Source organism: Variovorax sp. Varisp36, from assembly GCF_047304235.1.
In the GTDB taxonomy this organism is placed as follows: domain Bacteria; phylum Pseudomonadota; class Gammaproteobacteria; order Burkholderiales; family Burkholderiaceae_C; genus Variovorax.
Genome location: NZ_JBGLYU010000001.1, coordinates 81,863 through 107,135, shown reverse-complemented (window position 1 = coordinate 107,135; position 25,273 = coordinate 81,863). Strand labels below are relative to the sequence as shown.

At 66.4% G+C, this 25,273-nt stretch carries 24 protein-coding genes and 1 tRNA gene; 17 read left to right on the top strand and 8 right to left on the bottom strand.

Features of this window, described 5'->3' with window-relative positions:
• The first annotated feature begins 5 nt into the window (after window positions 1–5).
• The 6 genes from lptF (at window position 6) to ACCD11_RS00525 (ending at window position 5,080) form a co-directional block, all read left to right on the top strand.
• Entirely contained in the window at window positions 6–1,127 is a 1,122-nt protein-coding gene (gene lptF, locus ACCD11_RS00550) for an LPS export ABC transporter permease LptF (RefSeq protein ID WP_007832293.1), read from the top strand.
• Window positions 1,124–2,233: an LPS export ABC transporter permease LptG gene (gene lptG / locus ACCD11_RS00545; RefSeq protein WP_007832294.1), complete on the top strand. Its 1,110-nt coding sequence runs from the start codon at window positions 1,124–1,126 to the stop codon at window positions 2,231–2,233. The genes lptF and lptG overlap by 4 nt, the downstream gene beginning before the upstream one ends.
• Entirely contained in the window at window positions 2,230–2,592 is a 363-nt protein-coding gene (locus tag ACCD11_RS00540) for a sirohydrochlorin chelatase (RefSeq protein WP_007832296.1), read from the top strand. The genes lptG and ACCD11_RS00540 overlap by 4 nt, the downstream gene beginning before the upstream one ends.
• A 63-nt stretch (window positions 2,593–2,655) precedes the next feature.
• Window positions 2,656–3,597: a CysB family HTH-type transcriptional regulator gene (locus ACCD11_RS00535; RefSeq protein ID WP_007832298.1), complete on the top strand. Its 942-nt coding sequence runs from the start codon at window positions 2,656–2,658 to the stop codon at window positions 3,595–3,597.
• Window positions 3,594–4,766 carry a pyridoxal phosphate-dependent aminotransferase gene (locus ACCD11_RS00530; protein WP_413311674.1) on the top strand — a complete coding sequence of 391 codons (1,173 nt, stop codon included), beginning with the start codon at window positions 3,594–3,596 and terminating at the stop codon, window positions 4,764–4,766. The genes ACCD11_RS00535 and ACCD11_RS00530 overlap by 4 nt, the downstream gene beginning before the upstream one ends.
• Window positions 4,767–4,921: 155 nt before the next feature.
• Window positions 4,922–5,080, top strand: coding sequence for a DUF3309 family protein (locus ACCD11_RS00525; RefSeq protein ID WP_082572211.1), 159 nt, complete (start codon window positions 4,922–4,924; stop codon window positions 5,078–5,080).
• 60 nt (window positions 5,081–5,140) lie between these two features.
• On the opposite strand, the gene hrpA is transcribed toward ACCD11_RS00525, so the two are convergent.
• A complete protein-coding gene (hrpA, locus tag ACCD11_RS00520) occupies window positions 5,141–8,920 on the bottom strand; it encodes an ATP-dependent RNA helicase HrpA (RefSeq protein ID WP_413311995.1) in 3,780 nt (1,259 codons plus the stop codon).
• A gap of 444 nt (window positions 8,921–9,364) precedes the next feature.
• Between hrpA and ACCD11_RS00515 the strand changes: the two genes are divergently transcribed.
• The 10 genes from ACCD11_RS00515 (at window position 9,365) to ACCD11_RS00470 (ending at window position 21,531) form a co-directional block, all read left to right on the top strand.
• Entirely contained in the window at window positions 9,365–11,350 is a 1,986-nt protein-coding gene (locus ACCD11_RS00515; RefSeq protein ID WP_413311672.1) for an AAA family ATPase, read from the top strand.
• Window positions 11,351–11,399: 49 nt separating this feature from the next.
• Entirely contained in the window at window positions 11,400–12,746 is a 1,347-nt protein-coding gene (gene argA / locus ACCD11_RS00510; RefSeq protein WP_007832305.1) for an amino-acid N-acetyltransferase, read from the top strand.
• Between the two features lie 36 nt (window positions 12,747–12,782).
• A complete protein-coding gene (locus ACCD11_RS00505) occupies window positions 12,783–13,424 on the top strand; it encodes a LysE family translocator (protein ID WP_413311670.1) in 642 nt (213 codons plus the stop codon).
• Window positions 13,425–13,492: 68 nt separating this feature from the next.
• Window positions 13,493–14,722 carry a succinyldiaminopimelate transaminase gene (gene dapC / locus ACCD11_RS00500; RefSeq protein ID WP_413311668.1) on the top strand — a complete coding sequence of 410 codons (1,230 nt, stop codon included), beginning with the start codon at window positions 13,493–13,495 and terminating at the stop codon, window positions 14,720–14,722.
• Window positions 14,723–14,762: 40 nt separating this feature from the next.
• Window positions 14,763–15,587: a 2,3,4,5-tetrahydropyridine-2,6-dicarboxylate N-succinyltransferase gene (gene dapD / locus ACCD11_RS00495; RefSeq protein ID WP_007832310.1), complete on the top strand. Its 825-nt coding sequence runs from the start codon at window positions 14,763–14,765 to the stop codon at window positions 15,585–15,587.
• 63 nt (window positions 15,588–15,650) lie between these two features.
• Window positions 15,651–16,799, top strand: a complete 1,149-nt coding sequence (locus tag ACCD11_RS00490; RefSeq protein WP_413311666.1) for a PilT/PilU family type 4a pilus ATPase — start codon at window positions 15,651–15,653, stop codon at window positions 16,797–16,799.
• A 16-nt stretch (window positions 16,800–16,815) separates the two neighbouring features.
• On the top strand, window positions 16,816–17,994 hold the full coding sequence (dapE, locus tag ACCD11_RS00485) for a succinyl-diaminopimelate desuccinylase (protein WP_413311665.1): 1,179 nt from the start codon (window positions 16,816–16,818) through the stop codon (window positions 17,992–17,994).
• Entirely contained in the window at window positions 17,991–18,878 is an 888-nt protein-coding gene (gene prmB / locus ACCD11_RS00480) for a 50S ribosomal protein L3 N(5)-glutamine methyltransferase (protein ID WP_413311663.1), read from the top strand. The genes dapE and prmB overlap by 4 nt, the downstream gene beginning before the upstream one ends.
• A 126-nt stretch (window positions 18,879–19,004) precedes the next feature.
• Window positions 19,005–20,999 (top strand): ABC-F family ATP-binding cassette domain-containing protein, encoded by a 1,995-nt coding sequence (locus tag ACCD11_RS00475; protein ID WP_413311660.1) that lies wholly within the window; start codon window positions 19,005–19,007, stop codon window positions 20,997–20,999.
• 28 nt (window positions 21,000–21,027) lie between these two features.
• On the top strand, window positions 21,028–21,531 hold the full coding sequence (locus tag ACCD11_RS00470; RefSeq protein WP_007832320.1) for a hypothetical protein: 504 nt from the start codon (window positions 21,028–21,030) through the stop codon (window positions 21,529–21,531).
• On the opposite strand, the gene ACCD11_RS00465 is transcribed toward ACCD11_RS00470, so the two are convergent.
• Window positions 21,482–21,715 carry a hypothetical protein gene (locus tag ACCD11_RS00465; RefSeq protein WP_413311659.1) on the bottom strand — a complete coding sequence of 78 codons (234 nt, stop codon included), beginning with the start codon at window positions 21,713–21,715 and terminating at the stop codon, window positions 21,482–21,484. The genes ACCD11_RS00470 and ACCD11_RS00465 overlap by 50 nt on opposite strands.
• A 3-nt stretch (window positions 21,716–21,718) precedes the next feature.
• Complete coding sequence (locus tag ACCD11_RS00460; RefSeq protein ID WP_413311658.1) at window positions 21,719–21,952, bottom strand: transcriptional regulator; 234 nt, start codon at window positions 21,950–21,952, stop codon at window positions 21,719–21,721.
• A 68-nt stretch (window positions 21,953–22,020) separates the two neighbouring features.
• Between ACCD11_RS00460 and ACCD11_RS00455 the strand changes: the two genes are divergently transcribed.
• Complete coding sequence (locus tag ACCD11_RS00455) at window positions 22,021–22,737, top strand: helix-turn-helix domain-containing protein (RefSeq protein ID WP_007832324.1); 717 nt, start codon at window positions 22,021–22,023, stop codon at window positions 22,735–22,737.
• Window positions 22,738–22,781: 44 nt separating this feature from the next.
• Here ACCD11_RS00455 and ACCD11_RS00450 read toward each other — a convergent pair whose 3' ends face one another.
• From ACCD11_RS00450 to pal, 5 genes are all read right to left on the bottom strand, one after another.
• Entirely contained in the window at window positions 22,782–22,973 is a 192-nt protein-coding gene (locus ACCD11_RS00450; RefSeq protein ID WP_413311656.1) for a hypothetical protein, read from the bottom strand.
• 24 nt (window positions 22,974–22,997) lie between these two features.
• A tRNA-Lys gene (locus ACCD11_RS00445) sits at window positions 22,998–23,073 on the bottom strand.
• A 48-nt stretch (window positions 23,074–23,121) separates the two neighbouring features.
• On the bottom strand, window positions 23,122–23,961 hold the full coding sequence (locus ACCD11_RS00440; RefSeq protein ID WP_413311993.1) for a ThiF family adenylyltransferase: 840 nt from the start codon (window positions 23,959–23,961) through the stop codon (window positions 23,122–23,124).
• 34 nt (window positions 23,962–23,995) lie between these two features.
• Window positions 23,996–24,745 carry a tol-pal system protein YbgF gene (gene ybgF / locus ACCD11_RS00435; protein ID WP_042672779.1) on the bottom strand — a complete coding sequence of 250 codons (750 nt, stop codon included), beginning with the start codon at window positions 24,743–24,745 and terminating at the stop codon, window positions 23,996–23,998.
• Window positions 24,745–25,263, bottom strand: coding sequence for a peptidoglycan-associated lipoprotein Pal (pal, locus tag ACCD11_RS00430; protein ID WP_007829187.1), 519 nt, complete (start codon window positions 25,261–25,263; stop codon window positions 24,745–24,747). Before pal ends, ybgF begins: the two co-directional genes overlap by 1 nt.
• Window positions 25,264–25,273 lie beyond the last annotated feature (10 nt).

Below are 25,273 nucleotides of genomic sequence, written 5' to 3'. Positions count from 1 at the left end.
GAACGATGTTATTCCATTCTTCCCTACGCAAGGAGCTGTCCCGCAGCTTCGGAGCAACCCTCGTGGTCCTGGTCACCATCGTGATGACCATGATGCTCATCCGCACCCTGGGGCTCGCGTCCAAGGGCAGTGTGAACCCGCAGGAGGTGTTCCTGGTGATGACTTACACGGTGCTCGGCTACATGCCGACCATCCTGAGCCTGAGCCTGTTCATCGCCATCGTCGGCACCCTCTCGCGCATGTACCGCGACAGCGAGATGGTGATCTGGTTTTCCAGTGGGCGCGGCCTGATCGACTTCGTCAAGCCGCTGTTCCGCTTCGCCTGGCCAGTGCTGATCCTGATCGCGGTGATGGCGCTGGTGGGCTGGCCGTGGGCCAATTCGCAGACCATCGGCATGCGCAAGCAGTACGAGCAGCGCAGCGACATCGAGCGCGTGGCGCCGGGTGAGTTCCGCGAATCCGCAGGCCGGGTGCGCGTGTTCTTCATCGACAAGGAGACGGCGGACAACTCCAAGGCCACCAACGTCTTCATCTGGTCGATCGAGCGCAACATGCAGATCACGACCTCGGCGCGCAGCGGCAGCATCGAGAACATCGGCAATTCGCGCTACCTTTTGCTCAACAACGGACAGCGGCTCGAGCAGCCCATTGCCCAGACCGGCCTGAAGATCAGCGAATTCAAGACCTACGGCACCCGGGCTGGCGGCAACAACGGCCTGACCAACGACGCAACGCCGCCGCGCGCGCGCAACACGCTGTCCCTTCTGACCGATCCGAGCGACCCGAGCCGCGGCGAGCTGGCCTGGCGCATCGGGATGCTGCTGACGGCCGTCAACTTCGTGCTGCTGGCGCTGAATGTGTCGAGCGCCAACCCGCGCGTCGGCCGCAGCGGCAACCTGCTGCTGGCGCTGTTCGCTTTCGTCGTCTACTACAACATGCTCAACCTGGGGCAGAGCTGGATCAGTTCAGGCAAATACAGCCTGGGTGGCTTCATGGTGCTGCTGCATGGCGGCGTGCTGCTGATCAACCTGGCATGGCTCGGCATACGCCAGAACAACTGGGGACGGCCGGGCAAGCCACGTCCGTCCGCCGCCGCGCTGCCTACACCCAAGATCGAACCCACGTGAAAACGATAAGACGCCTGATCTACGTGGAGGTGCTGAAGGCCGTGGCGTTCGTGACGCTCGGCTTTCTGAGCCTCTTTTTCTTCTTCGACTTCGTCGATGAACTGCAATCCATCGGCAAGCCGGACAGCCTCAACTACGGGCCGGCGCAGGCGCTGGTCTACGTGACGCTGCTGATTCCGAGCCACCTCTACGAACTGCTGCCGATCACGGTGCTGATCGGCTCCATCTTCGTGATGGCCCGGCTGGCGCAGAGCTCCGAATACACGATCCTGCGCACCAGCGGCCTGGGGCCCTGGCGTGCGCTGCGCACCCTGCTGCTGCTGGGCATCGGTTTCGTCATGCTGACCTTTGCCATCGGCGACTATGTCGCACCGGCGTCGGAGCGCACGGGCCAGCTGCTCAAGGCCAAATACCAGGGCGTCTATTCCCTGGCCGGCAACACGGGCGCCTGGCTCAAGGAAAAACGGGGCAATGTGTCGTTCGCAGTGAACGTGCTGTCGATCGACCGCAAGGGCACGCTGAAGAGCCCGCGCATCTTCGAGTTCGATGACAACGGCTACATCAGCACCCAGATCGTCGCGAGCTCGGCCCGCATCGACAACGGGCACTGGATGCTCACCGACGTCGAAGAGCAGAAGTACGACACGCGCAGCTCGGCCGACCAGGCCCGCATTGCCACGACCAAGATTCCGCAGCTGAACTGGCCCACCACGCTGACCGCCGAAATGGTGTCGGTCGCGCTCCTGCGCCCCGACCGCATGGGCACGATCGACCTGTTCGACTACATCCGCCACCTCGACGCCAACGGCCAGACCGCGCAGCGCTACGAGATCGAGTTCTGGCGCAAGGTGTTCTATCCGCTCTCGTGCCTGGTGATGGTGGTGCTCGCCCTGCCCTTCGCCTATCTGCACTTCCGCCAGGCCGGCATCACCACCTACGTGTTCGGCGGCGTGATGATCGGCATCAGCTTCTTCCTGCTGAACAACGTGTTCGGCTATCTCGGCAACCTGAGCAACTGGTCGCCATGGCTCACGGCGGCGGCGCCGGGAATGATCTATTCGGTGATGTCGTTGACGGCCTTCAGCTGGCTGGTGCTGCGACGATGACCCAGGGCATCGTTTTACTGGCGCACGGTTCGCGCGACGAACGCTGGCGCCAGCCCATCGAAGCCGTGGCCGAGCGCGTGTGCAGGAACGAGCCCCGCGCCCGCGTGGCCTGCGCCTACATGGAACTGGCAACACCCGACCTGCCCACGGCGACAGCGGCGCTGATTGCCGGCGGCGCCACCGCCATCCGCGTGGTTCCGCTGTTCCTCGGCATGGGCAAGCACGCACGCGAAGACCTGCCGCACCAGCTCGAGGCGCTGCGCCAGCGCTGGCCCGACGTTGGCTTCTCGCTCGCCCGCATCGTTGGCGAGGAGCCCGAACTGGTCGATCTCCTGGCCAGAATTGCGGTCAAATCCTGAACATCCGGCAATTTCGATAGATTCCGAAGGCATAATAAATTCCGTAATAAGACGGAATTTGATATGAATCTGCACCAGTTCAAGTTTGTTCAGGAAGCCGTGCGGCGCAACCTGAATCTCACGGAGGCGGCCAAGGCGCTCCACACCTCGCAGCCCGGCGTTTCCAAGGCCATCATCGAGCTCGAGGAAGAACTGGGCGTTGAAATCTTCGCGCGCCATGGCAAACGACTGAAGCGCGTGACCGAGCCGGGCCAGCACGTCATCGCGAGCATCGAACTCATCATGCGCGAGGTGGGCAACCTCAAGCGCATCGGCGAACAGTTCAGCGCGCAGGACAGCGGCACCCTCTCCATCGCCACCACCCACACCCAGGCGCGCTACGTACTGCCGGTGCCCGTGGCCAATCTGCGCGAGGCGTACCCCAAGGTCAACGTGAGCCTGCACCAGGGCTCGCCCGACCAGGTGGCGCGCATGGTGATCGACGAGATCGCCGAGATCGGCATCGCCACCGAATCGCTCGACGGCTACGCCGAGCTCGTGACCCTGCCCTGCTATGAATGGCAGCACGTGCTGGTGCTGCCCAAGGACCATCCACTGGCCGCCAAGGAGCGCATCTCGCTCGAAGACCTGGCGAGCGAGCCGATCATCACGTATCACCCGTCGTTCACCGGACGCACGCGCATCGACCATGCGTTCGCGCAGAAGAAGCTCACGCCGCGCATCGCGCTCGAAGCCATCGACTCCGACGTGATCAAGACCTACGTGCGCCTCGGGCTGGGCGTGGGCATCGTGGCCGAGATGGCCGTGCGCGACGAATCGAACGCCGACCTCGTGGTGCGCCCGATGGGCCACGTGTTCGGCCAGAATATCGCGCGGGTCGCGTTCAAGCGCAGCGCCTACCTGCGCAACTTCGTCTTCAAGTTCGCCGAACTGCTGTCCGACCGCCTCGACCGCAACCTGATCGCCAAGGCCCTGAGCGGCCATCAACAAGACTACGAACTATGAGCACAGCTCAATCCCCACGCACGCCCGACATCGCCACCAAGCTGCCGGCTATAGGCACCACCATCTTCACCGTGATGTCGGCGCTGGCCGCCGAGAAGAATGCGGTCAACCTCGGCCAGGGCTTTCCGGATTTCAACTGCGATCCGAAGCTGCTCGAAGACGTGACGGCCGCCATGGCCGCGGGCCACAACCAGTACCCGCCGATGCCCGGCATTCCGGCGCTGCGCGACGCCATCGCCGCGAAGATCTCGGCGCTGTACGGCCACGGCTACAGCGCGGCCACCGAGATCACCGTCACCGCCGGCGCCACGCAGGCCATCATCACGGCCATCCTCGCCGTGGTGCGCCCGGGCGACGAGGTGATCGTGCTCGAGCCCTGTTACGACAGCTACGTGCCCAACATCGATCTGGCCGGCGGCAGCGTGGTGCGCGTGCCGCTCGTGCCCGGCACCTTCCGCCCCGACTTCGACAAGATCGCCGCCGCGCTCACGCCGCGCACGCGCGCCATCATCATCAACACGCCGCACAACCCGAGCGCCACGATCTGGACCGCCGCCGAGATGCGCCAGCTCGAGGAACTGCTCGCGCCGACCGACGTGTTCGTAATCAGCGACGAGGTCTACGAGCACATGGTCTACGACGGCGCGCGCCACGAAAGCGTGGCGCGCTTCCCGGGCCTGGCCGCGCGCAGCTTCATCGTCAGCAGCTTCGGCAAGACCTACCACGTCACCGGCTGGAAGGTCGGCTTCGTGGCTGCGCCGGCTCCGCTGATGGCCGAGTTCCGCAAGGTGCATCAGTTCAACGTGTTCACCGTGAACACGCCGATGCAGCACGCGCTCGCGCAGTACATGGCCGAGCCGAAGCCGTACCTCGAGCTGCCTGCCTTCTACCAGCGCAAGCGCGACCTGTTCGCCGCCGGCCTGGCCGAGAAGACGCGCTTCAAGCTGCTGCGCAGCGAAGGCAGCTATTTCCAGTGCGTCGACATCTCGGCGGTGAGCGACCTGTCCGAAGCCGAGTTCTGCCTGTGGCTCACGCGCGAGATCGGCGTGGCGGCAATCCCGCTGTCGGCCTTCTATGGCAACGGCTTCGACCAGCGCGTGGTGCGCTTCTGCTTCGCCAAGAAAGACGAGACGCTGCTCGCCGCGCTGGAGCGGCTCGCCAGGCTCTGAGGACGCCCCTTCCGTCGCTTGCAGATACACCGGGCAAAACGCCGACGCGCGCGGTAGGACTGTCCTGACCACCGAAGGGGTGGCTCTCCGGCGCCGCGCCACCGCGAGGATGACCAGCATCGGGGTTCGTTGAAACAACGTCCCAGGAGCAAACCATGTCCCTCTCGTTCATTCTGCTGATCGTCCTGATCCTGCTGCTGATCGGCGCGCTTCCAAGCTGGGGCTATAGCCGGTCCTGGGGCTACGGGCCCAGCGGTGGCCTCGGCCTCGTGCTTGTGATCGTTGTCATCCTCGTGCTCATGGGGCGCATATGACCGGGCGGCGGCACCTTGTGCCGCCTTCGGCGAAGAGCCCGCCCCTTTCGGCGGGCTTTTTCATGCCTGCAGCTGAGCCCACGCCTTGTCGAGCCGCTTCACGCTCACCGGCTGCGGCGTGCGCAACTCCTGTGCGAAGAAGCTCACGCGAAGCTCCTCGAGCAGCCAGCGGAATTCGAGCATGCGCTCATCCACCACGCCCTTGCGCTCCGCCACCAGGCGCCAGTAGCGCTGCTCCTGAGGCTTGAGCTCGGCGAGCTTCGCGGCGTCGCGCGCGGGGTCCGCGCGCAGCTTGTCGAGCCGCAGCACGATGGCCTTGAGGTAGCGCGCGAAGTGCTGCAACTGCGTCCACGGTGCATCGGCGATGAAACGCTTGCCGACGAGACGCTGCAGCTGCTGCGCGGCATCCTGCACGGCATCGGGCTGGATCTTCGTGTCCTTGATCTTGCGCGCGGCCGCCGCGTATTCGACGAGGATGGCCGACGCCAGCCGGCCCACCTCGTTCGCAATCAGCGTGAGGCGGCCGCGCCCCTCTTCCAGCCGGCGCTTGAACGCGAACTCGTCGGTCGGCAGCGGCTCCTGAAGGAAGGCGCGGTCGATCGCCACATCGATGATCTGCGTGCGCAACTCCTCGGAGGTGCCGAGCGGCATGAACGCGACCGACATCTTCTGCAGATCGGGGATGTTCTTCTCGAGGTACTTGAGTGCATCCTTCAGCTGCAGTGCGAACAGGCGGCGCAGGCCGGCCCGGTGCTTGGCGGCCGCCACGGCAGGCTCGTCGAACACCTCGATGGTCACGGCGTCCCCCTCGTCGCGCAGCGCCGGAAAACCGATCAGCGATTGCGAGCCGCGGCGCACTTCCATCAGTTCGGGCAGCTCGCCGAAAGTCCAGCCCGTGTAGCGCTGGCCGGCGGGTAGCGCGGCGGGTGCAGGCGCGTCGGCCGCCTTCGCGGGCGCCTTCGAGCCTTCGTCCGTCGCCGTCTTCTTCTCCGGCGACGCCTTCACATTCAGCCCCGCGAGCGCCTGGAACGCGCCGCGCGCCTGCGCACCGAGTTCGGCCTTCAGCGCACCAAGGTTGCGCCCCATGCCCAGCTGCCGCCCGTGCTCGTCGATCACGCGCAGGTTCATGAACAGGTGCGGCGGCAGCATGTCGAGCTTGAAGTCGGCGCGCTTCACGTCGATGCTGGTCATGTCGCGCACGCGCTTGAGCAGCACGTCGGTCAGCGAGCCCGTGCCGAACAGCTCGGGCAGCGAGAGTTCTTCCGCCAGCTTCGAAGCCGACTCGGGCAGCGGCACCAGCCGCGAGCGCGGGCGCTGCGGCAGGCTCTTGAGCAGCGCCTGGATCTTGTCCTTGAGCATGCCCGTCACCAGCCACTCGCAGCGTTCCTCGCTCACCTGGTTGAGCACGAACAGCGGCACGCTGACGGTGAGGCCGTCCTTCGCGTCGCCGGGCTCGTGCAGGTAGGTCGCAGCACAATCGACGCCGCCCAGCCGCAGCGTGGCCGGAAAAGACTGCGTCGTGATGCCAGCCGCCTGGTGGCGCATCAGTTCATCGCGCGTCAGGAACAAGAGACGTGGCTGCTCCTTCGAGGCATGGCGGTACCAGTTCTCGAAGGTGATGCCGCTGGCCACGTCGGCGGGCAACTGCGCGTCGTAGAAGGCGAAGATCAGTTCGTCGTCGACCAGCACGTCCTGCCGGCGCGACTTGTGCTCCAGCCCTTCGACCTCGCGCACCAGCTTGCGGTTGGCCGTGAGGAACGGGAACTTGCTCTCCCATTGCCCACCGACCAACGCCTCGCGGATGAAGATTTCGCGCGCCGCGACCGGATCGACCTTGGTGAAGTCGACGCGGCGCCCGCTGTATACGACAAGCCCGTACAACGTCGCGCGCTCCAGCGCCGACACCTGCGCGCCCTTCTTCTCCCAGTGCGGGTCGAGCAATTGCTTCTTCAGCAGATGCCCCGCCACCTGTTCGAGCCACTGTGGCTCGATGTTGGCGATGCCGCGCCCGAAGAGCCGCGTGGTCTCGACCAGTTCGGCCGCAACGATCCAGCGGCCGGGCTTCTTCTTCAGATGCGCACCCGGGTGCTTGTAGAACTTGATGCCGCGCGCGCCGAGATACGCCTCGTCATCTTCGAGCTTCCAGCCAATGTTGCCGAGCAGGCCCGCGAGCATCGACAGATGCAGCGGCTCATAGCCAGCGGGCTCGGCGTTGAGGCGCCACTTGTGCTCGGTCACGACTGTGAGCAGCTGCGAGTGGATGTCGCGCCACTCGCGCACACGGCGGATGTTGATGAAATTCTGGCGCAGCAGCTGCTCGTACTGGCGGTTGCTGAGCTTGTGCGTGTCTCCGTGGCCGCCGCGCGCGTCGGCGATCCACTTCCACAACCGCAGGTAGCCGCTGAACTCGCTCTTCTCGTCGTCGAATTTCGAATGCGCCTGGTCGGCCTGCTGCTGTGCGTCCATCGGGCGGTCGCGCACGTCCTGCACGCTGAGGGCCGAGGCGATGACCAGGACTTCTTCGAGCGCGCCGCGCGATCGGGCTTCCAGGATCATCCGGCCGACGCGCGGGTCGAGCGGCAGCCGCGACAGCTCGGCACCGGTTTGCGTCAGTTCGTTGGCGTCGTCGACCGCGCCGAGTTCGTTGAGCAGTTGGTAGCCATCGGCAATCGCGCGCGGCGATGGTGCCTCGAGGAACGGAAAGCGCGCCACGTCGCCCAGCCGCAGCGACTTCATTCGCAGGATCACGCCCGCGAGCGAGGAACGCAGGATTTCCGGATCGGTGAAGCGCGCCCTGCCTTCGAAATCCTTTTCGTCGTAGAGCCGGATGCAGATGCCGTTCGCCACCCGCCCGCACCGGCCCGCTCGCTGGTTGGCCGCGGCCTGGCTGATCGGCTCGACCAGCAACTGCTCGACCTTGCTGCGGAAGCTGTAGCGCTTGACGCGCGCCGTGCCGGTGTCGATCACGTAGCGGATGCCCGGCACGGTGAGCGAGGTCTCGGCCACGTTGGTGGCCAGCACGATGCGCCGGCCCGTGTGGCCGTCGAATATGCGGTCCTGCTCGGGACCCGACAGGCGCGCGAACAGCGGCAGCACCTCGGCGTTGCGCAGCAGCGGCTGGTGGCTCAGGTGGCGGCGCAGGTGGTCGGCCGCTTCACGGATCTCGCGCTCGCCGGGCAGGAAAACAAGGATGTCGCCGGCGTTGTGCGGGTCGCGCCAGAGTTCGTCGACACCATCGGCGATCGCATCGTTCAGGTCGTGCTCGCGCGACTCCTCGAACGGGCGGTAGCGCTGCTCCACCGGGAAAGTACGGCCGGAGACATAAATGATCGGCGCCGGCCCGTTCCTGGACGCGAAGTGCTGCGCGAAGCGGTCGGCATCGATGGTGGCCGAGGTGACGATCACCTTCAGGTCGGGCCGGCGCGGAAGAATCTCGCGCAGGTAGCCCAGCAGGAAGTCGATGTTCAGCGAGCGCTCGTGGGCCTCGTCGATGATCAGCGTGTCGTAGGCCTTCAGCAGCGGGTCGGTCTGCGTCTCGGCCAGCAGGATGCCGTCGGTCATCAGCTTGACCGAGGCGTCGCGGCTCAACCGGTCCTGAAAGCGCACCTTGAAGCCGACCACGTCGCCCAGCGGCGTCTTCAACTCTTCGGCGATGCGCTTGGCGACCGAGCTCGCAGCAATGCGGCGCGGCTGCGTGTGGCCGATGAGCCGGCCCTTGCCTGGCTCGGCGTTGAGCTTGCCTCGACCCAGCGCCAACGCGATCTTGGGCAGCTGCGTGGTCTTGCCCGAGCCCGTTTCGCCGCAGACGATAACGACCTGGTGCGCCGAGATGGCGGCCATGATTTCGTCGCGCCTGCCCGAGACAGGGAGCGATTCGGGAAATTCGATGCGAAGAGGTGTCGTGGTCGTCAAGGGAAGGCAGTCGTCGGGCTGGCGCGGCGGGCAAACCGTCGATTATCGGTGCGCACGGCGGTTGTTGCAGGGCACCCACAGTGCGCCACTCCATGGCAACACGTCGTGTAAATAGTCTTTACTCGACCATACCCTCTCGCTACGATCGCGTCCATGTCCTGCCTTGCCCCCACCACCTTGCGCCGTCGCTGCGCAAGCCGTGCGCCCACCGCGCATGGACGGGCCAAGTTGCCTCGCCCGGCCTGAAGCCGCGCTCCCGCGCGCTTCGAGCACAGAAGCGCCGCAACCGCTCCCACAGCGTCTGACTGCCGACTCCTTCGTGCGAAGGAGCGGCCGCTTTTCCGTACCTGTTCGATAAAAAAGAAAAACACCATGTCCAAAGACATCCATTCCCGCCTGCACGCCGAGCTGTCCGAACGCACGCGCCATCTGCAGACCGTCGCCGAGGCGCTGAAGGCCGAACTCTTCGGCATCGATGACATCATCGACCGCGTGATCGATTCGCTGCGCGCCTGGTACGTGCTGCCGCAGCTCATCAGCCGCCCCGTGGTCATCTGCCTCTGGGGCTTGACCGGCACCGGCAAGACACAGCTCGTGCGCCGCCTGGCCCAGCACCTGGGCTTCTACGACCGCTTCATCGAAGTGCAGATGGACGGCTTCAGCCACGGCTCGGGCTATCACAGCCGCGGCTCCATCTCGGCCATGCTGGCCGAATCGGGCATTGCCGAAAGCACGCCCGGCATCCTGGTGCTCGACGAGTTCCAGCGCTTCCGCACCGTCGATGGCAACGGCAACGAGGCCAAGGTCGAGCGCTACCAGGATGTGTGGGCGCTGCTGTCCGACGGCCGCCTGCCGCCCGCGCTGTCGATGCTGGGCGAGATCGAATCGTCGCTCGCGCAGGCCGAGTACGTGCAGGACCGCGACGGCCCGGCCGACAGGAAGAAGGACGACAAGAAGCGCAAGCTGCACCTCTCGCCCTGGGAGGCGCGCGAAGTGAAGCGCTGCCTGAAGCTCTCCGAGACCCTGCTGCAGATCATGGCCTGGAAGCCCGCCGAGGTGCACGCGCGCCTGCGCGCCTTCCGCGACGCGCAGCAAGACTGGGAGACCGACTACAGCAAGCTGCTGGTGTTCGTCTCGGGCAATCTCGACGAGATGTACGCCGAGACGGCCCGCCGCGTCGAGGACTGCGACACCGACGCCGACATCTTCCACACACTGACGAAGAAGCTCTCCGTCATCGACGTGAAGAAGGCGTTGGCCGAGCGTTTCCGCCCCGAGCAGATCGCGCGCCTGGGCAACAACCACGTGATCTACCCGTCGTTCAACCGTGCGACCTACGTGCGCCTGATCCTGTCGATCTGCGACCGCTACGTGGGCGAGATCCAGGAGAGCTCCGGCGTGCGCTTCGTGCTCGACGCGAGCGTGTACGAGCAGATCTACCTCAACGCCGTGTTCCCGGCGCAGGGCACGCGCCCGCTGTTCTCTTCGATCCACGCGATCCTGAGCGCCACGCTGGTCAATGCCGCGCTGTGGGCGCTGGAGCAAGGCGCCGACGGCGGCGAGCCGGTGTGGCTCACGCTGGATGCGGGCGCCTCCTGCATCCAGGCCAAGTACCGCAAGGTGCGCCGCCAGTTCCCGGTGTCGCTGGAGCTGAACCGCCTCAAGCAGCGTTCGAGCGAGGACTTCCGCGCCCTGCTCGCCGTGCACGAGGCCGGCCACGGCGTGGCCTACGGCCTGCTGTTCGGCCGCGCACCGCAGGAGATCAAGATCAACGTCGCCTCGTTCGAGGGCGGCTACAACAGCTACGAGCAGCGCAAGGCCTGGTCGAAGGAGAACCTGCGCGACCGCATCTGCGTGAGCCTCGCGGGCCGTGCCGCCGAGCAGCTGGTGTTCGGCGAGCAGGCCTGCACCTCCGGCGCCGTGCAGGACTTCATGCAGGCCACCGCCTGCGCGGCACAGTACGTGCGCCACTTCGCCTTCGGCACGCGCCTGAGCCGCACCGACGTGGCGAACGACCCGGAGGACAACCGCAATACCGACGTCGATGCCACCAACCCCGAGATCGAGGCCCTGCTCGCGCAGGAGCATGCGCGCGCCCTCGCGCTGCTCGACGCGCACACGCCGGCGCTGGTGGCGGTGGTCGACGCGCTGATACGCGAGGGTTCCATCGCGCCGGCCGAACTGGCGGCAATGCTCGGCCTGCCAACCGCTCGCACCGGAGAGCCGACCGACGCCTATGCGGCGCTGCTGGCGAGCTTCCGCGCCCGCCATGCCGACCTGCTGCCCCCGGCGCAACCAGAGGCCGCCGCGGCAGCCGTCCCCGCCAGCGCGGCCCGCGTGCTGCGGGCGATCGCCTGAATCGCCCGAGTCAGGCAAACGACGCTCCATGAATGCACAATCACGCCCCATGTCCACCGTTTTCAACTTCACCTTCGTGCCCTGGTTCCGCTCGGTTGCGCCTTATATCCACACGCACCGCGGCAAGACTTTCGTGGTCGCCCTGGCGGGCGAGGCGATCGCGGCGGGCAAGCTGCAGAACATCGCGCAGGACCTGGCCCTGATCCAGAGCATGGGCGTGAAGATCGTGCTGGTGCACGGCTTCCGTCCGCAGGTCAACGAGCAGCTCGCAGCCAAGGGCCACGAAGCTAAGTACTCGCACGGCATCCGCATCACCGACGAGGTGGCGCTCGACTCCGCGCAGGAAGCCGCGGGACAGCTGCGCTACGAGATCGAGGCCGCCTTCAGCCAGGGCCTGCCGAACACGCCGATGGCGGGCTCGACGGTGCGGGTGATCTCGGGCAACTTCATCACCGCGCGACCCGTTGGCGTTGTCGACGGGGTGGACTTCAAGCATTCGGGCCTGGTGCGCAAGGTCGACTCGGCCGGCATCCGCCGCACGCTCGATTTCGGTGCGATGGTGCTGATGTCGCCCTTCGGCTTCTCGCCCACGGGCGAGGCCTTCAACCTGACGATGGAAGAGGTGGCCACCAGCGTCGCCATCTCGATCCAGGCCGACAAGCTGATCTTCCTGACCGAGATCCCGGGCATCCGCATCGACAGCGAGTTGCCCGAGAGCGAGGACAACCCGATCGACACCGAGCTGCCGCTGGATGCCGCGGAAAAACTGCTCGCCTCGCTGCCACCGCCGCAGAAGCCGACTGACACGGCTTTCTACCTGCAGCACTGCGTGAAGGCCTGCAAGGCCGGCGTGGAGCGCAACCACATCCTGCCCTTCGCGCTCGACGGCTCGCTGCTGCTCGAGGTGTACGTGCACGATGGCGTCGGCACGATGGTGATCGACGAAAAGCTCGAGAGCCTGCGCGAAGCCTCGGTGGACGATATCGGCGGCATCCTCCAGCTGATCGAGCCCTTCGAGCGCGACGGCACGCTCGTGAAGCGCGACCGCACCGAGATCGAGCGCGACGTGGGCCACTATACGGTGATCGAGCACGACGGCGTGATCTTCGGCTGCGCGGCACTCTACCCATACCCCGAGGCGCGCACCGCCGAGATGGCCGCGCTCACGGTGTCGCCTCAATCGCAGTCGCAGGGCGACGGCGAACGCATCCTCAAGCGTGTCGAACACCGCGCCAAGGCGATGGGCCTGGACAGCATCTTCGTGCTCACCACGCGCACCATGCACTGGTTCCTCAAGCGCGGCTTCCAGCAGGTCAACCCCGACTGGCTGCCCGAGGCGCGCAAGCGCAAGTACAACTGGGACCGCAAGAGCCAGGTGCTGGTCAAGAAGATCTGACCGACTGCTGAAATCCCCGAGAAGGAGACTGCCCCGATGACGCTCGCCACAGCCCTGCTCTTCGCCATCGTGGCCTTCGCCGCCATCGCCACGCCCGGTCCTACCGTCTTGCTGGCGCTCAGCAACGGCTCGCGCCACGGCGTACGGCGAGCCTTGCCGGGCATGCTCGGCGCGGTGCTGTCGGACTTCGTGCTGGTCGGCGCCGTGGCCCTCGGCCTTGGCGCGCTGCTGGCCGCGTCCGAGTTCTGGTTCTCGATGCTGAAGTGGGTCGGCGCGGTGTACCTGGCGTATCTCGGCCTGCGCATGCTGCGCTCCAGGGGCGGCGGCTTCCATCTGCCTGCCGCCGACGGCGCGCCGTCGACCACGGCGGGCGAGAGCAAGCGCATCTTCTTCAAGTCCTTCCTCGTGGCGGTGACCAACCCCAAGGGCTACATCTTCTGCTCGGCGCTGTTGCCGCAGTTCATCGATCCCTCGGCCGCGCAGGCGCCGCAATACTTCGTCATCGCCCTGATCTTCGCGGGCCTGGACATGGCGGTGATGCTGGCCTACGCCTTCGTCGGCGCCCGCGCGATCCGGCTGCTGACCGTATCGGCCACGCGCTGGATCGACCGCGCCTGCGGCGGCATGCTGCTGGCGCTGGCCGGCTCGCTCGCCTTCTACCGGCGCGGCGCGGCCTGACGACGCCTGTCGCCGGCCAGTAGCCGCTTCGCCAGGAGCGGTAACAGCCGTCACCGATAATCCCGGGCATGAATCCCCTGCTTTCCCGGTTGCAACCCTATCCCTTCGAGCGGCTGAAGCAACTGTTCGCGGGCGTCACGCCCAACCCCGAGTTTTCCGCCATCAGCCTGGGCATCGGCGAACCCAAGCACGCCACGCCGGGCTTCATCAAGGACGCCTTGAGCGCGAGCCTCGGCGCGCTGGCCGCCTACCCCGCTACCGCCGGCGACGTTGCGCTGCGCACCGCCTTCACCGACTGGCTGAAAACCCGCTACAGCCTCGCCCTCGACCCGGCCACGCAGGTGCTGCCCGTCAACGGCTCGCGCGAGGCGCTGTTCTCGCTGGCCCAGACCGTGGTCGACCCGACCGCCTCGCCGCAGCCGGTGGTGATGTCGCCCAACCCGTTCTATCAGATCTACGAGGGCGCGGCCCTGCTCTCGGGCGCCGAGCCGTACTACGTGGCCAGCGTGCCCGCGCGCAATTTCGCGGTCGACTGGGACAGCGTGCCCGACGACGTCTGGGCCCGTACGCAACTGGTGTTCGTCTGCTCGCCGGGCAACCCGACGGGCGCCGTGATGTCGCTGGACGAGTGGAAGAAACTCTTCGCACTGTCCGACCGCCACGGCTTCGTGATCGCCGCCGACGAGTGCTACAGCGAAATCTACTTCCGCGACGAGCCCCCGCTCAGCGGCCTCGAAGCCTCGGTGAAGCTCGGCCGGCCCGACTTCAGGAACCTGATCGCACTGACCTCGCTGTCCAAGCGCAGCAACGTGCCCGGCCTGCGCAGCGGCTTCGTGGCGGGCGACGCGTCCATCATCAAGAAGTTCTTGCTCTACCGCACCTACCACGGCAGCGCCATGAGCGGCACCGTGGCCGCCGCCAGCATCGCGGCCTGGGGTGACGAGTCCCATGTGGTCGATAACCGCGCGCAGTACCGCGCCAAGTTCGCTGCCGTCACGCCGCTGCTCGAACCCGTGCTCGACGTGCGCCTGCCCGACGCCAGTTTCTACCTCTGGGCCGGCGTGCCCGAAGTGTGGGCTGGCGACGACGAAGCCTTCGCCCGCGCGCTCTACGCTCAATACAATGTGACGGTTTTGCCGGGCAGCTATCTGGCGCGCCATACGACATACGGGGCGCACAGCTACAACCCCGGCCGGGGCCGCATCCGCATGGCGCTGGTGGCCGGAACGGCCGAGTGCGTCGAGGCTGCCGGACGCATCGTCCGCTTCTGCAACGAGGGCACGGACGCCCGCCGCTGATCCGCTTTCCCGCTCCCATTTTTCACCCGAGACCTTCTCCATGACCCAGCAACTGCAACAAATCATCGACGCCGCGTGGGAAGACCGCGCCAACATCTCGCCCTCCGCCTCGTCGGCCGAAGTGCGCGATGCCGTCGAGCACGTCATCACCGAACTCAACAACGGCAAGCTGCGCGTGGCCACCCGTGAAAGCGTCGGCAAGTGGACCGTGCACCAGTGGATCAAGAAGGCCGTGCTGCTGTCGTTCCGCCTGAAGGACAACGAGCAGATGCAGGCCGGCTCGCTCGGCTTCTACGACAAGGTGCCGACCAAGTTCTCGCACCTGTCGGCCAACGAGCTGAAGGAGTCGGGCGTTCGCATCGTGCCCCCGGCCGTGGCCCGCCGCGGCAGCTACATCGCCAAGGGCGCGATCCTGATGCCCTCGTACGTGAACATCGGCGCCTACGTGGGCGAAGGCACCATGGTCGACACCTGGGCCACCGTGGGTTCGTGCGCGCAGATCGGCGCCAACGTGCACCTGTCGGGCGGCGTCGGCATCGGCGGCGTGCTCGAGCCGCTGCAGGCCGGCCCCACCATCATCGAAGACAACTGCTTCATCGGCGCGCGCTCCGAAGTGGTCGAAGGCGTGGTGGTCGAAGAAAACTCGGTGCTGTCGATGGGCGTGTTCATCGGCCAGAGCACCCCGATCTACGACCGCGCCACCGGCGAAACCCACTTCGGCCGCGTGCCCGCGGGCTCGGTCGTCGTGGCCGGCAGCCTGCCCAAGGACAACGGCCGCTACAGCATGTATGCCGCCATCATCGTGAAGAAGGTCGACGCCAAGACGCGTTCCACGACCTCGCTGAACGACCTGCTGCGCGACTGAACGGTCCCAGGACCAATCCCTTTCCCCCTTAGAGAAAACAACAGCACCCGAGGAGAGAGACCGATGAACATGATGGAGCGGATTCTTCGTTTGATGGCCGAGCGCAAGGCCTCCGACATCTACCTCTCGGCCCACTCCCCGGTGCTGATCCGCATCAACGGCATCTGCGTGCCGATCAACGCGCAAGTGCTGCCGGCTACCGCGCCGCTCGCGCTGCTGTCCGAAGTGGTACCCCCCGCCCGCATCCAGGAGCTGGAAAGCACGGGCGAACTCAACATGGCCGTCGCCCTCGAAGGCGCCGGCAACTACCGCATCAGCGCCATGCGCCAGCGTGGCACCTACGCGGTGGTGGTGCGGCACATCGCCTCGACGATTCCGAGCTTTGCCGACCTGAACCTGCCCGACATCCTCAAAACGCTCATCATGGACAAGCGCGGACTGATCCTGATGGTGGGCGCCACCGGCGCCGGCAAGACCACCACGCTGGCCTCGATGCTCGACTACCGCAACGAGCACGCCAGCGGCCACATCCTGACGGTGGAGGAACCCATCGAGTTCACCTACACCAACAAGAAATCGGTGGTGAACCAGCGCGACGTGGGCAGCGACACCACCTCGCTGCAGATGGCGCTGAAGAACGCGCTGCGCCAGGCGCCCGACGTGATCCAGATCGGCGAAATCCGCGACCGCGACACCATGACCGCCGCCATCGCCTACGCGCAGTCGGGCCACCTGTGCGTGGCCACGCTGCACGCCAACAACAGCTACCGCGCGCTGAACCGCATCCTGAGCTTCTTCCCGGTCGAAGTTCGGCCCACGCTCCTGGGCGACCTGGGCGGCGCGCTGCGCGCCATCGTGTCGCAGCGCCTGCTGCGCACGCCGACCGGCGGCCGCGTGCCGGCGCTCGAAGTCATGCTCAACACCGCGCTGGTGGCCGAGCTGATCGAAAAGGGCGACTTCTCGGGCGTCAAGGAAGCCATGGAAAAGTCGATGGCCGAAGGCTCGCAGACCTTCGAGGAAGACATCGCCCGCCTCATCACCGAAGAGCGCGTGACCCGCGAGGAAGGCCTGTCGCACGCCGATTCGCCCACCAACCTGATGTGGCGCCTGCAGAACCGCGCCGCGCCCAAGCAGCAGGTGGATGACCGCAATCTGACCGACCAGGTCGACGAACCCACCTTCACCGACATCACGCTCGACGTGAAGTTCTGAACCAAGCCTTTTCCCGATGTCCCGTACGCTCCAGCTCGCCGAACAACTCATCTCGCGCCCCTCCGTCACCCCCGACGATGCGGGCTGCCAACAGATCCTCGGCGAGCGGCTGGCGCCACTGGGCTTCACGCTGGAAACCATCGAGAGCGGCCCGGCCGACTTTCGGGTGACCAACCTCTGGGCGGTGCGCCGTCCCACCAACGCGGCTGCGACCAAAACGCTGGTGTTCGCCGGCCACACCGATGTGGTGCCCACCGGCCCTGTCGAGCAATGGACCAGCCACCCTTTCACCCCCACGCATCGCGACGGCAAGCTCTATGGCCGTGGCGCCTGCGACATGAAGACCTCGGTGGCCGCCTTCGTGACCTCGATCGAGGAATTCCTGCAGGCCGTGCCCGACCCGCAGCTCACGCTCGCGTTGCTGCTCACCAGCGATGAGGAAGGCCCCGGCGTCGACGGCACTGTCATCGTCTGCAACGCGCTGGCCGCGCGCGGCGAAGTCATCGACTACTGCATCGTCGGCGAGCCCACGGCGGTGGAGCGCTGCGGCGACATGATCAAGAACGGCCGCCGCGGCACCATGAGCGGCAAGCTCACCGTCAAGGGTGTGCAGGGCCACATCGCCTACCCGCACCTGGCGAAGAACCCCGTGCATTCGGTGGCGCCCGCGCTGGCCGAACTGGTGGCCATCAACACCGCGGGCGGCTGGGACACCGCGAGCAACCCCTACTTCCAGCCCACCAGCTGGCAGATCAGCAATTTCCATTCGGGCACCGGCGCAAGCAACGTGATTCCGGGCAGCGCAGTGATCGACTTCAACTTCCGTTTCTCGACCGAATCGACGCCCGAATCGCTGCAGCAGCGCGTGCACGCCGTGCTCGACGCGCACGGCATCGACTACACGCTGGCCTGGACCGTCGGCGGACTGCCCTTCCTGACGACGCCCGGCGAACTGGTCGCGGCCGTGCAGGGCGCGATCCGCGCAGAGACCGGCATCGAAACCGAGCTGTCGACGAGCGGCGGCACCAGCGACGCGCGCTTCATCGCCAAAATCTGCAGGCAGGTAGTCGAACTCGGCCCGGTGAACGCCAGCATCCACAAGATCGACGAGCACATCGACGTGGCCGAGATCGAGACGCTGAAGAACATCTACCTGCGCACGCTGAAGCAGCTCGATGCTGCACTCGCGGCATGAGCACCGTCATCGAGCTGATCGAGTCGGGCGCCAAGCGGCTCGAGGAAGCCGGCGTGGCTTTTGGCCACGGTACCGCCAACGCCTTCGACGAAGCCGCCTGGCTCGTGCTGTGGCGCCTGAAGCTGCCGCTGGACGACCTCGACAGCGTCGCCGACACGCCCGTGTCACCCGCAGAAGCCGGCAAGGTCACCGCGCTGATCGAAGAACGCATCGCCACGCGCAAGCCCGCCGCCTACCTCACGAAAGAGGCGTGGCTGCAGGGCGTGCCCTTCTACGTGGACGAGCGCGCCATCGTGCCGCGCAGCTTCATCGCCGAGCTGATCGCCGACGGTTCCATCGACTACTGGCTCGGCGAGCACACGCGGCGCGTGCTCGACCTGTGCACTGGCAATGGCAGCCTCGCGGTGCTCGCGGCGCTGACCTATCCGGACGTGACTGTGGATGCGGCCGACCTGTCGGCCGAGGCCCTCGAAGTGGCGGCCATCAACGTCACCCGCCACGAGTTGGACGCGCGCGTCACGCTCATCGAATCGGACGGCCTGGCGAACACGCCCGGCCCGTACGACCTCGTGCTGTGCAACCCACCCTACGTGAACAGCGCCAGCATGGCCGCCCTGCCCGCCGAATACCGTGCCGAGCCCGAGTTCGCACTGGCCGGCGGCACCGACGGCATGGATTTCGTGCGCCAGCTGTTCGCCGGCGCGCCTTCCTGCATGAGCGAGCGCGCCGTGCTGGTGCTGGAAATCGGCAACGAGCGCGACTACTTCGAGGCCGCCTTTCCGCAGCTCGAGGTCGTCTGGCTCGAAACCTCGGCGGGCGAGGACCAGGTCTTGCTGGTCACACGGGAGGCGCTGCTGAAATCGGACTTCCGGACGCAGAAGTAATACAAAACCATTTTTTGGTTTTCCTTTTGCGCTCTCTGCGAAATCTTCGCGTCCTCTGCGTCCGGTAACCCGCATTCGCGGCCCCCTTCAGCCCACCCGGGATAATCCCGGCCTAGGCCCATTTTCATGATCACTCTCAAAAACGTCATTCTTCGCCGCAGCGCCAAGGTTCTGCTCGACGGCGCCACCGTCACCCTCAACCCCGGCGAGAAGGTCGGCCTGGTGGGGCGCAACGGCGCCGGCAAGTCGACCCTTTTCGCCCTGCTCAACGGCACGCTGCACGAAGACGGCGGCGACTTCTCGGTGCCCAAACACTGGCGCATGGCCCAGGTGGCGCAGAACATGCCCGAGACCGAGGAGTCGGCCACCGACTTCGTGGTGGGCGGCGACACCCGCCTGACCGAGCTGCGCGAGTCGCTGGCCGCCATCGAGGCCGCCTACACCGCGAACCCCGACGACGCCGACATCGGCATGGAGCTGGCCCACGCCTACACCGACCTGGCCGACGCAGGCGAGCACGACGCCGTGCCGCGCGCGCAGGCGCTCATCCTGGGCCTGGGCTTCAAGTCGCACGAGCTCGACGAGCCCGTCAACAGCTTCTCGGGCGGCTGGCGCATGCGCCTGCAGCTGGCCCGCGCCCTGATGTGCCCGAGCGACCTGCTGCTGCTCGACGAACCGACCAACCACCTGGACCTGGACGCCCTCGTCTGGCTCGAAGCCTGGCTGCAGAAGTACCCGGGCACCATGATCGTCATCAGCCACGACCGCGAGTTTCTCGACGCCGTGACCGACGTCACCCTGCACATCGCCAACGCCCAGCTCACGCGCTACGGCGGTAACTACAGCAAGTTCGAGGACATGCGCGCGCTGCAGATGGAGCAGCAGCAAGTGGCCTTCAGCAAGCAGCAGGACAAGATCGCCCACCTGCAGAAGTTCATCGACCGCTTCAAGGCCAAGGCCAGCAAGGCCAAGCAGGCGCAAAGCCGCGTCAAGGCGCTGGAGCGCATGGAAAAGGTGGCGCCGCTCCTGGCCGAGGCCGACTTCACCTTCGAGTTCAAGGAGCCGGGCAACATCCCCAATCCGATGCTGTCGATCAGCAACGCGAGCTTCGGGTACGAGATCGAGAACGAAGCGCCCAAGACCATCCTTCGCGGCGTGAGCCGTTCGGTGCTGGCGGGCCAGCGCATCGGCATCCTGGGCGCCAACGGCCAGGGCAAGTCGACGCTGGTGAAGACCATTGCGCGCGAAATGGGCGCGCTGGCCGGCCAGGTCACCGAAGGCAAGGGCCTCAACATCGGCTACTTCGCGCAGCAGGAGCTCGACGTGCTGCGCCCGCAGGACACCCCGCTCGAGCACATGGTGCGCATGGCGCGCGAGCTCGGCAGCAGCGTCAAGGAGGCCACCGGCGAGCAGGCCCTGCGCGGCTTCCTCGGCAGCTTCAACTTCAGCGGCGACATGGTCAAGCAGCCCGTGGGCACCATGAGCGGCGGCGAAAAGGCCCGCCTCGTGCTCGCGATGATGGTGTGGCAGCGCCCCAACCTGCTGCTGCTCGACGAGCCTACCAACCACCTGGACCTGGCCACCCGCGAGGCCCTGGCCGTGGCGCTCAACGAGTTCGAAGGCACGCTGATGCTCGTGAGCCACGACCGTGCGTTGCTGCGTTCGGTGTGCGACGAGTTCTGGCTGGTGGGCCGCGGCGTGGTCGGCGACTTCGACGGCGACCTCGACGACTACCAGCGCTACCTGCTCGACGAGGCCAAGCGCCTGCGCGAAGAAGCGAAGATGGCGACGCGCGAGGCCGTCAGCATCGCCGCTGCTGCCGCAGCAGCCGCACCGGTGGCGGCGCCCGCCGCTGCGCAGCAACGCAAGCAGGACGCCCAGGAGCGCCAGCAGCGCAGCGACCAAGCCAAGCCGATCAAGCGCGAGATCGCGCAGATCGACGAGCGCATGGCCGCCGCCGGCACCGAACGCACCGCGCTCGAAGCGCGCCTGGCGCAGCCGCTGCCTCCTGCGGAGATTGCCGAAGCGGGCAAGCGGCTGAAGGCGCTCAACGATGAAATCGGCCTCCTCGAAGAGCGCTGGCTGGCCCTGTCGGACCAGCTCGAAGCCCTGGCGGCCTGACCTGGAACCAGGCAAGGGGAATCACCGGATGCCATCCGCCATCGACCTGGCCCGGGGTGACGAGAAACTCGTCGCCGCCGTGCACCGCAGCCGCCGGCTCATCACCCGCAAGGCCCTGATGGCCGCTGCCGCCAGCGCCGTGCCCCTGCCCGGCATCGATTGGATGGCCGACGCCGCCCTGCTCTCGCGGCTGGTGCCGCAGATCAGTGCCGAGTTCGGCCTCTCGGTCACCCAGGTCGAAAAGCTCGCGCCGCACCAGCGCGAGCGCATCCAGAAGGCGGCGACCACCGTCGGCGCCCTGCTGGTCGGCCGGCTCGTCACGCGCGACCTGCTGATCCGGCTGGCCAGGCACGCGGGCGTGCGCCTTACCGCCAAGCAGGCCACCAAGTACGTGCCCATCGCCGGGCAGATCGTGTCGGCCGCGCTCGGCTATGCGGCACTGCGCGCGCTCGGCGAGCAGCACATCAAGGACTGTGTGCGCGTCAGCACGACCCTCGCTCTCGCGCCGCCCGAACCGCACGCGAACGCCTGAGCGACTCGCGGTCGAACAGCACCTGCGCCGCCCAGCCTGCACACACCAGTCCGAAGCAACCGGCTCCCGCGACGGCGGGGCGCGCCGCCATCAGCCCGACGATCAGCCCCACAAGGGACAGCAGCGCCAGCAGCGCGCACAGCAGGCGATCCAGCCAAAGGCCCGACAGGCATCGTCTGAGCACGGTTTACTCATCGGCCGACGGTTGGCGCAAGGCCCGCGGAGCGGATTTGAGCGCCTCTTCCCGTACCTGCTGCTCGTAGGCAGCCAGCAGCGCAATGTAGTGGCGCGACATCACGTCGCTCACCCGTCCCAGGCCGATCTTGCTGATCGTCGGCTGCGGAATGCCTGTTCTCTGCTCGATCTGCTTCTGCGTGAGCCCCATGGCCCTCAGCGCCAGGACCAATTCGCGTGGCTTCATGGTTTTCTCCCTTTTTCTCATATTCTAAAGTCCAGGAAGAATATTCATCTGAGCTTAAATCCCGCTCGATGGAGACCATTGCCACACGCGCCTTGGCCGCGCGCAAATTCGCCAAGATGACGCAGAAGCAGGCAGAGGCAGCTTCCGGCGTCAAGCAGTCCAGCATTTCCAAGATCGAGCGGGGAGACACCAGCCGGTCGATGAGCGTGCTCGCGCTGGCGCGCGCCTACCGTGTCGACCCCAACTGGCTGGACACCGGCGACGGGCCGGCTCCATGGGACGAAGACCAGATACGCCAGGCCCGCGACAAGGCCAACGAACCGCCTGGCCCCTATCGCGTGACGCGCACTCCGCCATCGATCCCCTCGTTCAATCCCCGCACTCCCGGTACTGTGCCGCTCATCGCGTGGGCGGATGCCGCCAACTGGGACAGCCTCGAAGTTTCGCAGCAGCCCAGCGCCGAGCGCTGGATCCCCTGCATCGCCCATCACAGCCTTCATACCTATGCGCTGCGCGTGCGCGGCGACAGCATGACCGCGCCCAGCGGCCATCTGAAGAGCTATCCGGCGGAGTCGATCGTGTTTGTCGACACACAACTTAAGACACCCGATGACGGCGAACGCATCATCGCGAAACTCGACGACAGCGGCGAGATCACCTTCAAGGTGTTCAAGGAAGACGACGGGCGCCGCTGGCTGCTGCCGTTGAACCCGACGCACGAGCCGGTGCGCCAAGCCTTCACAGTGCTCGGCACCGTCATCGGCAAATGGGAAGACGAAGACTGAGGCCGTTGAAACGAGATTCCATCAAGGTCAGCTTCCATGCAGGTTCACAGGCGATAGTCATGGCTCTCCCTGTGGCCTGCATTCTCTGATCCTCCCTCCTCCAGCAGGTCACCTTCCAGCCCGCCTTCGTGCGGGCTGTTTTTTTGTTGTTCCAGGTGTGTGCGCTTCGCGTTACCTCGCCGGGCAACTTTGAACGCCGCAAATGAAAAAGGCCGCTGGAAGGCGGCCTTGATCAACGTGTTTTCAGAGGAGAAGGGTTCTGGTAGGACGTACTGGATTCGAACCAGTGACCAACGGATTAAAAGTCCGCTGCTCTACCAACTGAGCTAACGTCCCGGAACCATTTTTTCTTCTAGCCGGTATCGAATCCGGCAAAGCCTAAGATTATAGCGTGACGTTCGAGGCGATTTGGTCGAGAACCCAACCCGCTGCACATTGACCGAAGGTCGCGGTGACGCTGACCACCGATCCGTAGCCATGGCAGTTGAGCGAGCCGTCGCCTTCGATGGCGCATGACGCGTCGGGCGGCGCCACGCTTTCGCGGCTGAAGACGCAGGCAATGCCGATCTTGCGGCCTTCGCGCGGCGCGCCGTGTTCCTTGCGCAGGCGCTGGCGCAATTGCGCCAGCAAGGGGTCGTGCGTGACGAGCGACAGGTCGTCGATGTCGACCTTGTGCGCCTGCCGCTTGCCGCCCGCCGCGCCTACCGTGACGAACGCAGCGCGCGATGAAGAAGATGCACGCGCCCACGCGGCCATGGCCACCTTGGCCTTCACCTGGTCGCAGGCATCGATGACGGCCGTTGCCGGCCCGTTCACGGCCTGCGCCGCATCGAGCAGCGATGTCCAGTTGCCGGGCTCGACGAAATCGTCGATCGCCTGCACCTTGCATCCGGGGTTGATCTGCGCGATGCGGTCGCGCATGGCTTCGACCTTGGCCTGTCCCACGGTGGCATCGAGCGCATGGATCTGGCGGTTGATGTTCGACTCCGACACGTGGTCGAGGTCGATCATCGTCAGCCGCCCCACTCCGCTGCGCGCCAGTGCCTCGACCGCCCACGAACCCACGCCGCCGATGCCGACGACCAGCACATGCGCGTTGCGGATGCGCGCGGCACCGGCAACGCCGTACAGCCGCTCGAGTCCGCCGAAGCGGCGCGCAAGATCGGGCGCCGCGGTGTCGGTGAGGACATCCGCGGCGGTGGGAGGAGTGGTGAAAGCGTCGATGACGATGGCACTCAAGCGCAAGGCTCCGCCGGCATCAACGCAGGCGCGAGAGGCGCTCGCGGCCGGCCTGCGCGGCTTCGGACTGCGGATAGGCCTTGGTCAGGTCTTCCAACGTGCGGCGCGCGGCGCGCGTGTCCTTCAGCTCGATCTGGCAGTTCGCGATCGACAGCACGGCCTCGGGGGCCTTGGCATGGTCGGGCGCGAGCGAGAGCATGGAGCGGAAGTTCGCGATGGCCTCGTTGTAGTTGCGCGTGGCGTACTGCGCATTGCCGAGCCAGAACAGCGCAGAAGCGTTGTAGCCGCTCTGCGGGTAGCGCTTGACGAATTCGGCGAACGCGGTCTGCGCCTGCGCGAACTGGCCCGAGCGGAACACGCCGAGGGCGGCGTCGAAGTCGGCCTTTTCCTTGGGATCGGCGGTGAACTCGCGGCCGTCCACCGATACCTTCGAGGGCTCGCTCTGCTTGAGCTTGTCGTCGATGGTGCTCTGGCGCGACTGCATCTCGCTCAGCGTGCGCGTGAGCTGCTCGTTCTGGCCGGTCATGCGGGCGAGGTCGCCACGCATCTGCTCGATCTGGTTCTGCAGGTCGAGCAGGCTGCGGCGCAACTGACCGTTCTCGTCGGTCAGCCGCTGGTCGGTCTGCTGGCGCATGGCCTCGACGCGCTGGCGCAGATCGAGGATGGCGCGGCGAGCCTCGTCATCCTCGAACAGTGCGGCCTGCGACCCCATCGAGACGCAAAGCAGGGCGGCGGCCAGCGCCGCGCCCCGCATGAGAGCGCGTGGCATCACCGGGTGTAGCGGAGTTCGGCGCGGCGGTTCTGTGCCCATACTTCCTCACCCGAGCCCGGGACGGCAGGCTTTTCCTTGCCGAAGCTCACGGCCTCGATCTGGCCATCGCTCACGCCCAGCAGGGTCAGCGCGCGGCGGACGGCTTCGGCACGCTTCTGGCCGAGCGCCAGGTTGTATTCACGCCCGCCACGTTCGTCGGTGTGGCCTTCGATCGAGACGCGGCGCTGCGGATTGGCCTTGAGGAACCTGGCGTGGCCGTCGATCAGCGACTGGAATTCGGGCTTGACGGTGTAGCTGTCATAGTCGAAATAGACGATGCGCGCCACGCCAACCGGACCCTGCGCGGTGCCGGCGTTCTGATCGGCGTTGACTGGCGTCACGGTGCTGGCGCCGCCGCCCTGCTGGCCCGCGGTGCCGCGCCCGTCGGTCACGGGCGTGTCGGTGAGCTTGGTGCCCGACGAGCAACCGGCGATGAGAGCCACGATGGCCAGCGAATAAATCGTACGTTTCAACATTTTTTCAAAC

Excerpts from the sequence above, each read along its gene's own strand:
- ACCD11_RS00540 (WP_007832296.1), top strand. The coding sequence starts at position 2,230 with ATGACCCAGGGCATCGTTTTACTGGCGCACGGTTCGCGCGACGAACGC.
- dapD (WP_007832310.1), top strand. The coding sequence starts at position 14,763 with ATGACCCAGCAACTGCAACAAATCATCGACGCCGCGTGGGAAGACCGC.
- ACCD11_RS00490 (WP_413311666.1), top strand. The coding sequence starts at position 15,651 with ATGAACATGATGGAGCGGATTCTTCGTTTGATGGCCGAGCGCAAGGCC.
- ACCD11_RS00505 (WP_413311670.1), top strand. The coding sequence starts at position 12,783 with ATGACGCTCGCCACAGCCCTGCTCTTCGCCATCGTGGCCTTCGCCGCC.
- ybgF (WP_042672779.1), bottom strand. The coding sequence starts at position 24,745 with ATGCCACGCGCTCTCATGCGGGGCGCGGCGCTGGCCGCCGCCCTGCTT.
- prmB (WP_413311663.1), top strand. The coding sequence starts at position 17,991 with ATGAGCACCGTCATCGAGCTGATCGAGTCGGGCGCCAAGCGGCTCGAG.
- ACCD11_RS00525 (WP_082572211.1), top strand. The coding sequence starts at position 4,922 with ATGTCCCTCTCGTTCATTCTGCTGATCGTCCTGATCCTGCTGCTGATC.
- argA (WP_007832305.1), top strand. The coding sequence starts at position 11,400 with ATGTCCACCGTTTTCAACTTCACCTTCGTGCCCTGGTTCCGCTCGGTT.
- ACCD11_RS00470 (WP_007832320.1), top strand. The coding sequence starts at position 21,028 with ATGCCATCCGCCATCGACCTGGCCCGGGGTGACGAGAAACTCGTCGCC.
- hrpA (WP_413311995.1), bottom strand. The coding sequence starts at position 8,920 with ATGGCCGCCATCTCGGCGCACCAGGTCGTTATCGTCTGCGGCGAAACG.
- lptF (WP_007832293.1), top strand. The coding sequence starts at position 6 with ATGTTATTCCATTCTTCCCTACGCAAGGAGCTGTCCCGCAGCTTCGGA.
- dapC (WP_413311668.1), top strand. The coding sequence starts at position 13,493 with ATGAATCCCCTGCTTTCCCGGTTGCAACCCTATCCCTTCGAGCGGCTG.
- ACCD11_RS00475 (WP_413311660.1), top strand. The coding sequence starts at position 19,005 with ATGATCACTCTCAAAAACGTCATTCTTCGCCGCAGCGCCAAGGTTCTG.
- ACCD11_RS00460 (WP_413311658.1), bottom strand. The coding sequence starts at position 21,952 with ATGAAGCCACGCGAATTGGTCCTGGCGCTGAGGGCCATGGGGCTCACG.
- dapE (WP_413311665.1), top strand. The coding sequence starts at position 16,816 with ATGTCCCGTACGCTCCAGCTCGCCGAACAACTCATCTCGCGCCCCTCC.
- ACCD11_RS00515 (WP_413311672.1), top strand. The coding sequence starts at position 9,365 with ATGTCCAAAGACATCCATTCCCGCCTGCACGCCGAGCTGTCCGAACGC.
- ACCD11_RS00455 (WP_007832324.1), top strand. The coding sequence starts at position 22,021 with ATGGAGACCATTGCCACACGCGCCTTGGCCGCGCGCAAATTCGCCAAG.
- ACCD11_RS00535 (WP_007832298.1), top strand. The coding sequence starts at position 2,656 with ATGAATCTGCACCAGTTCAAGTTTGTTCAGGAAGCCGTGCGGCGCAAC.
- pal (WP_007829187.1), bottom strand. The coding sequence starts at position 25,263 with ATGTTGAAACGTACGATTTATTCGCTGGCCATCGTGGCTCTCATCGCC.
- ACCD11_RS00530 (WP_413311674.1), top strand. The coding sequence starts at position 3,594 with ATGAGCACAGCTCAATCCCCACGCACGCCCGACATCGCCACCAAGCTG.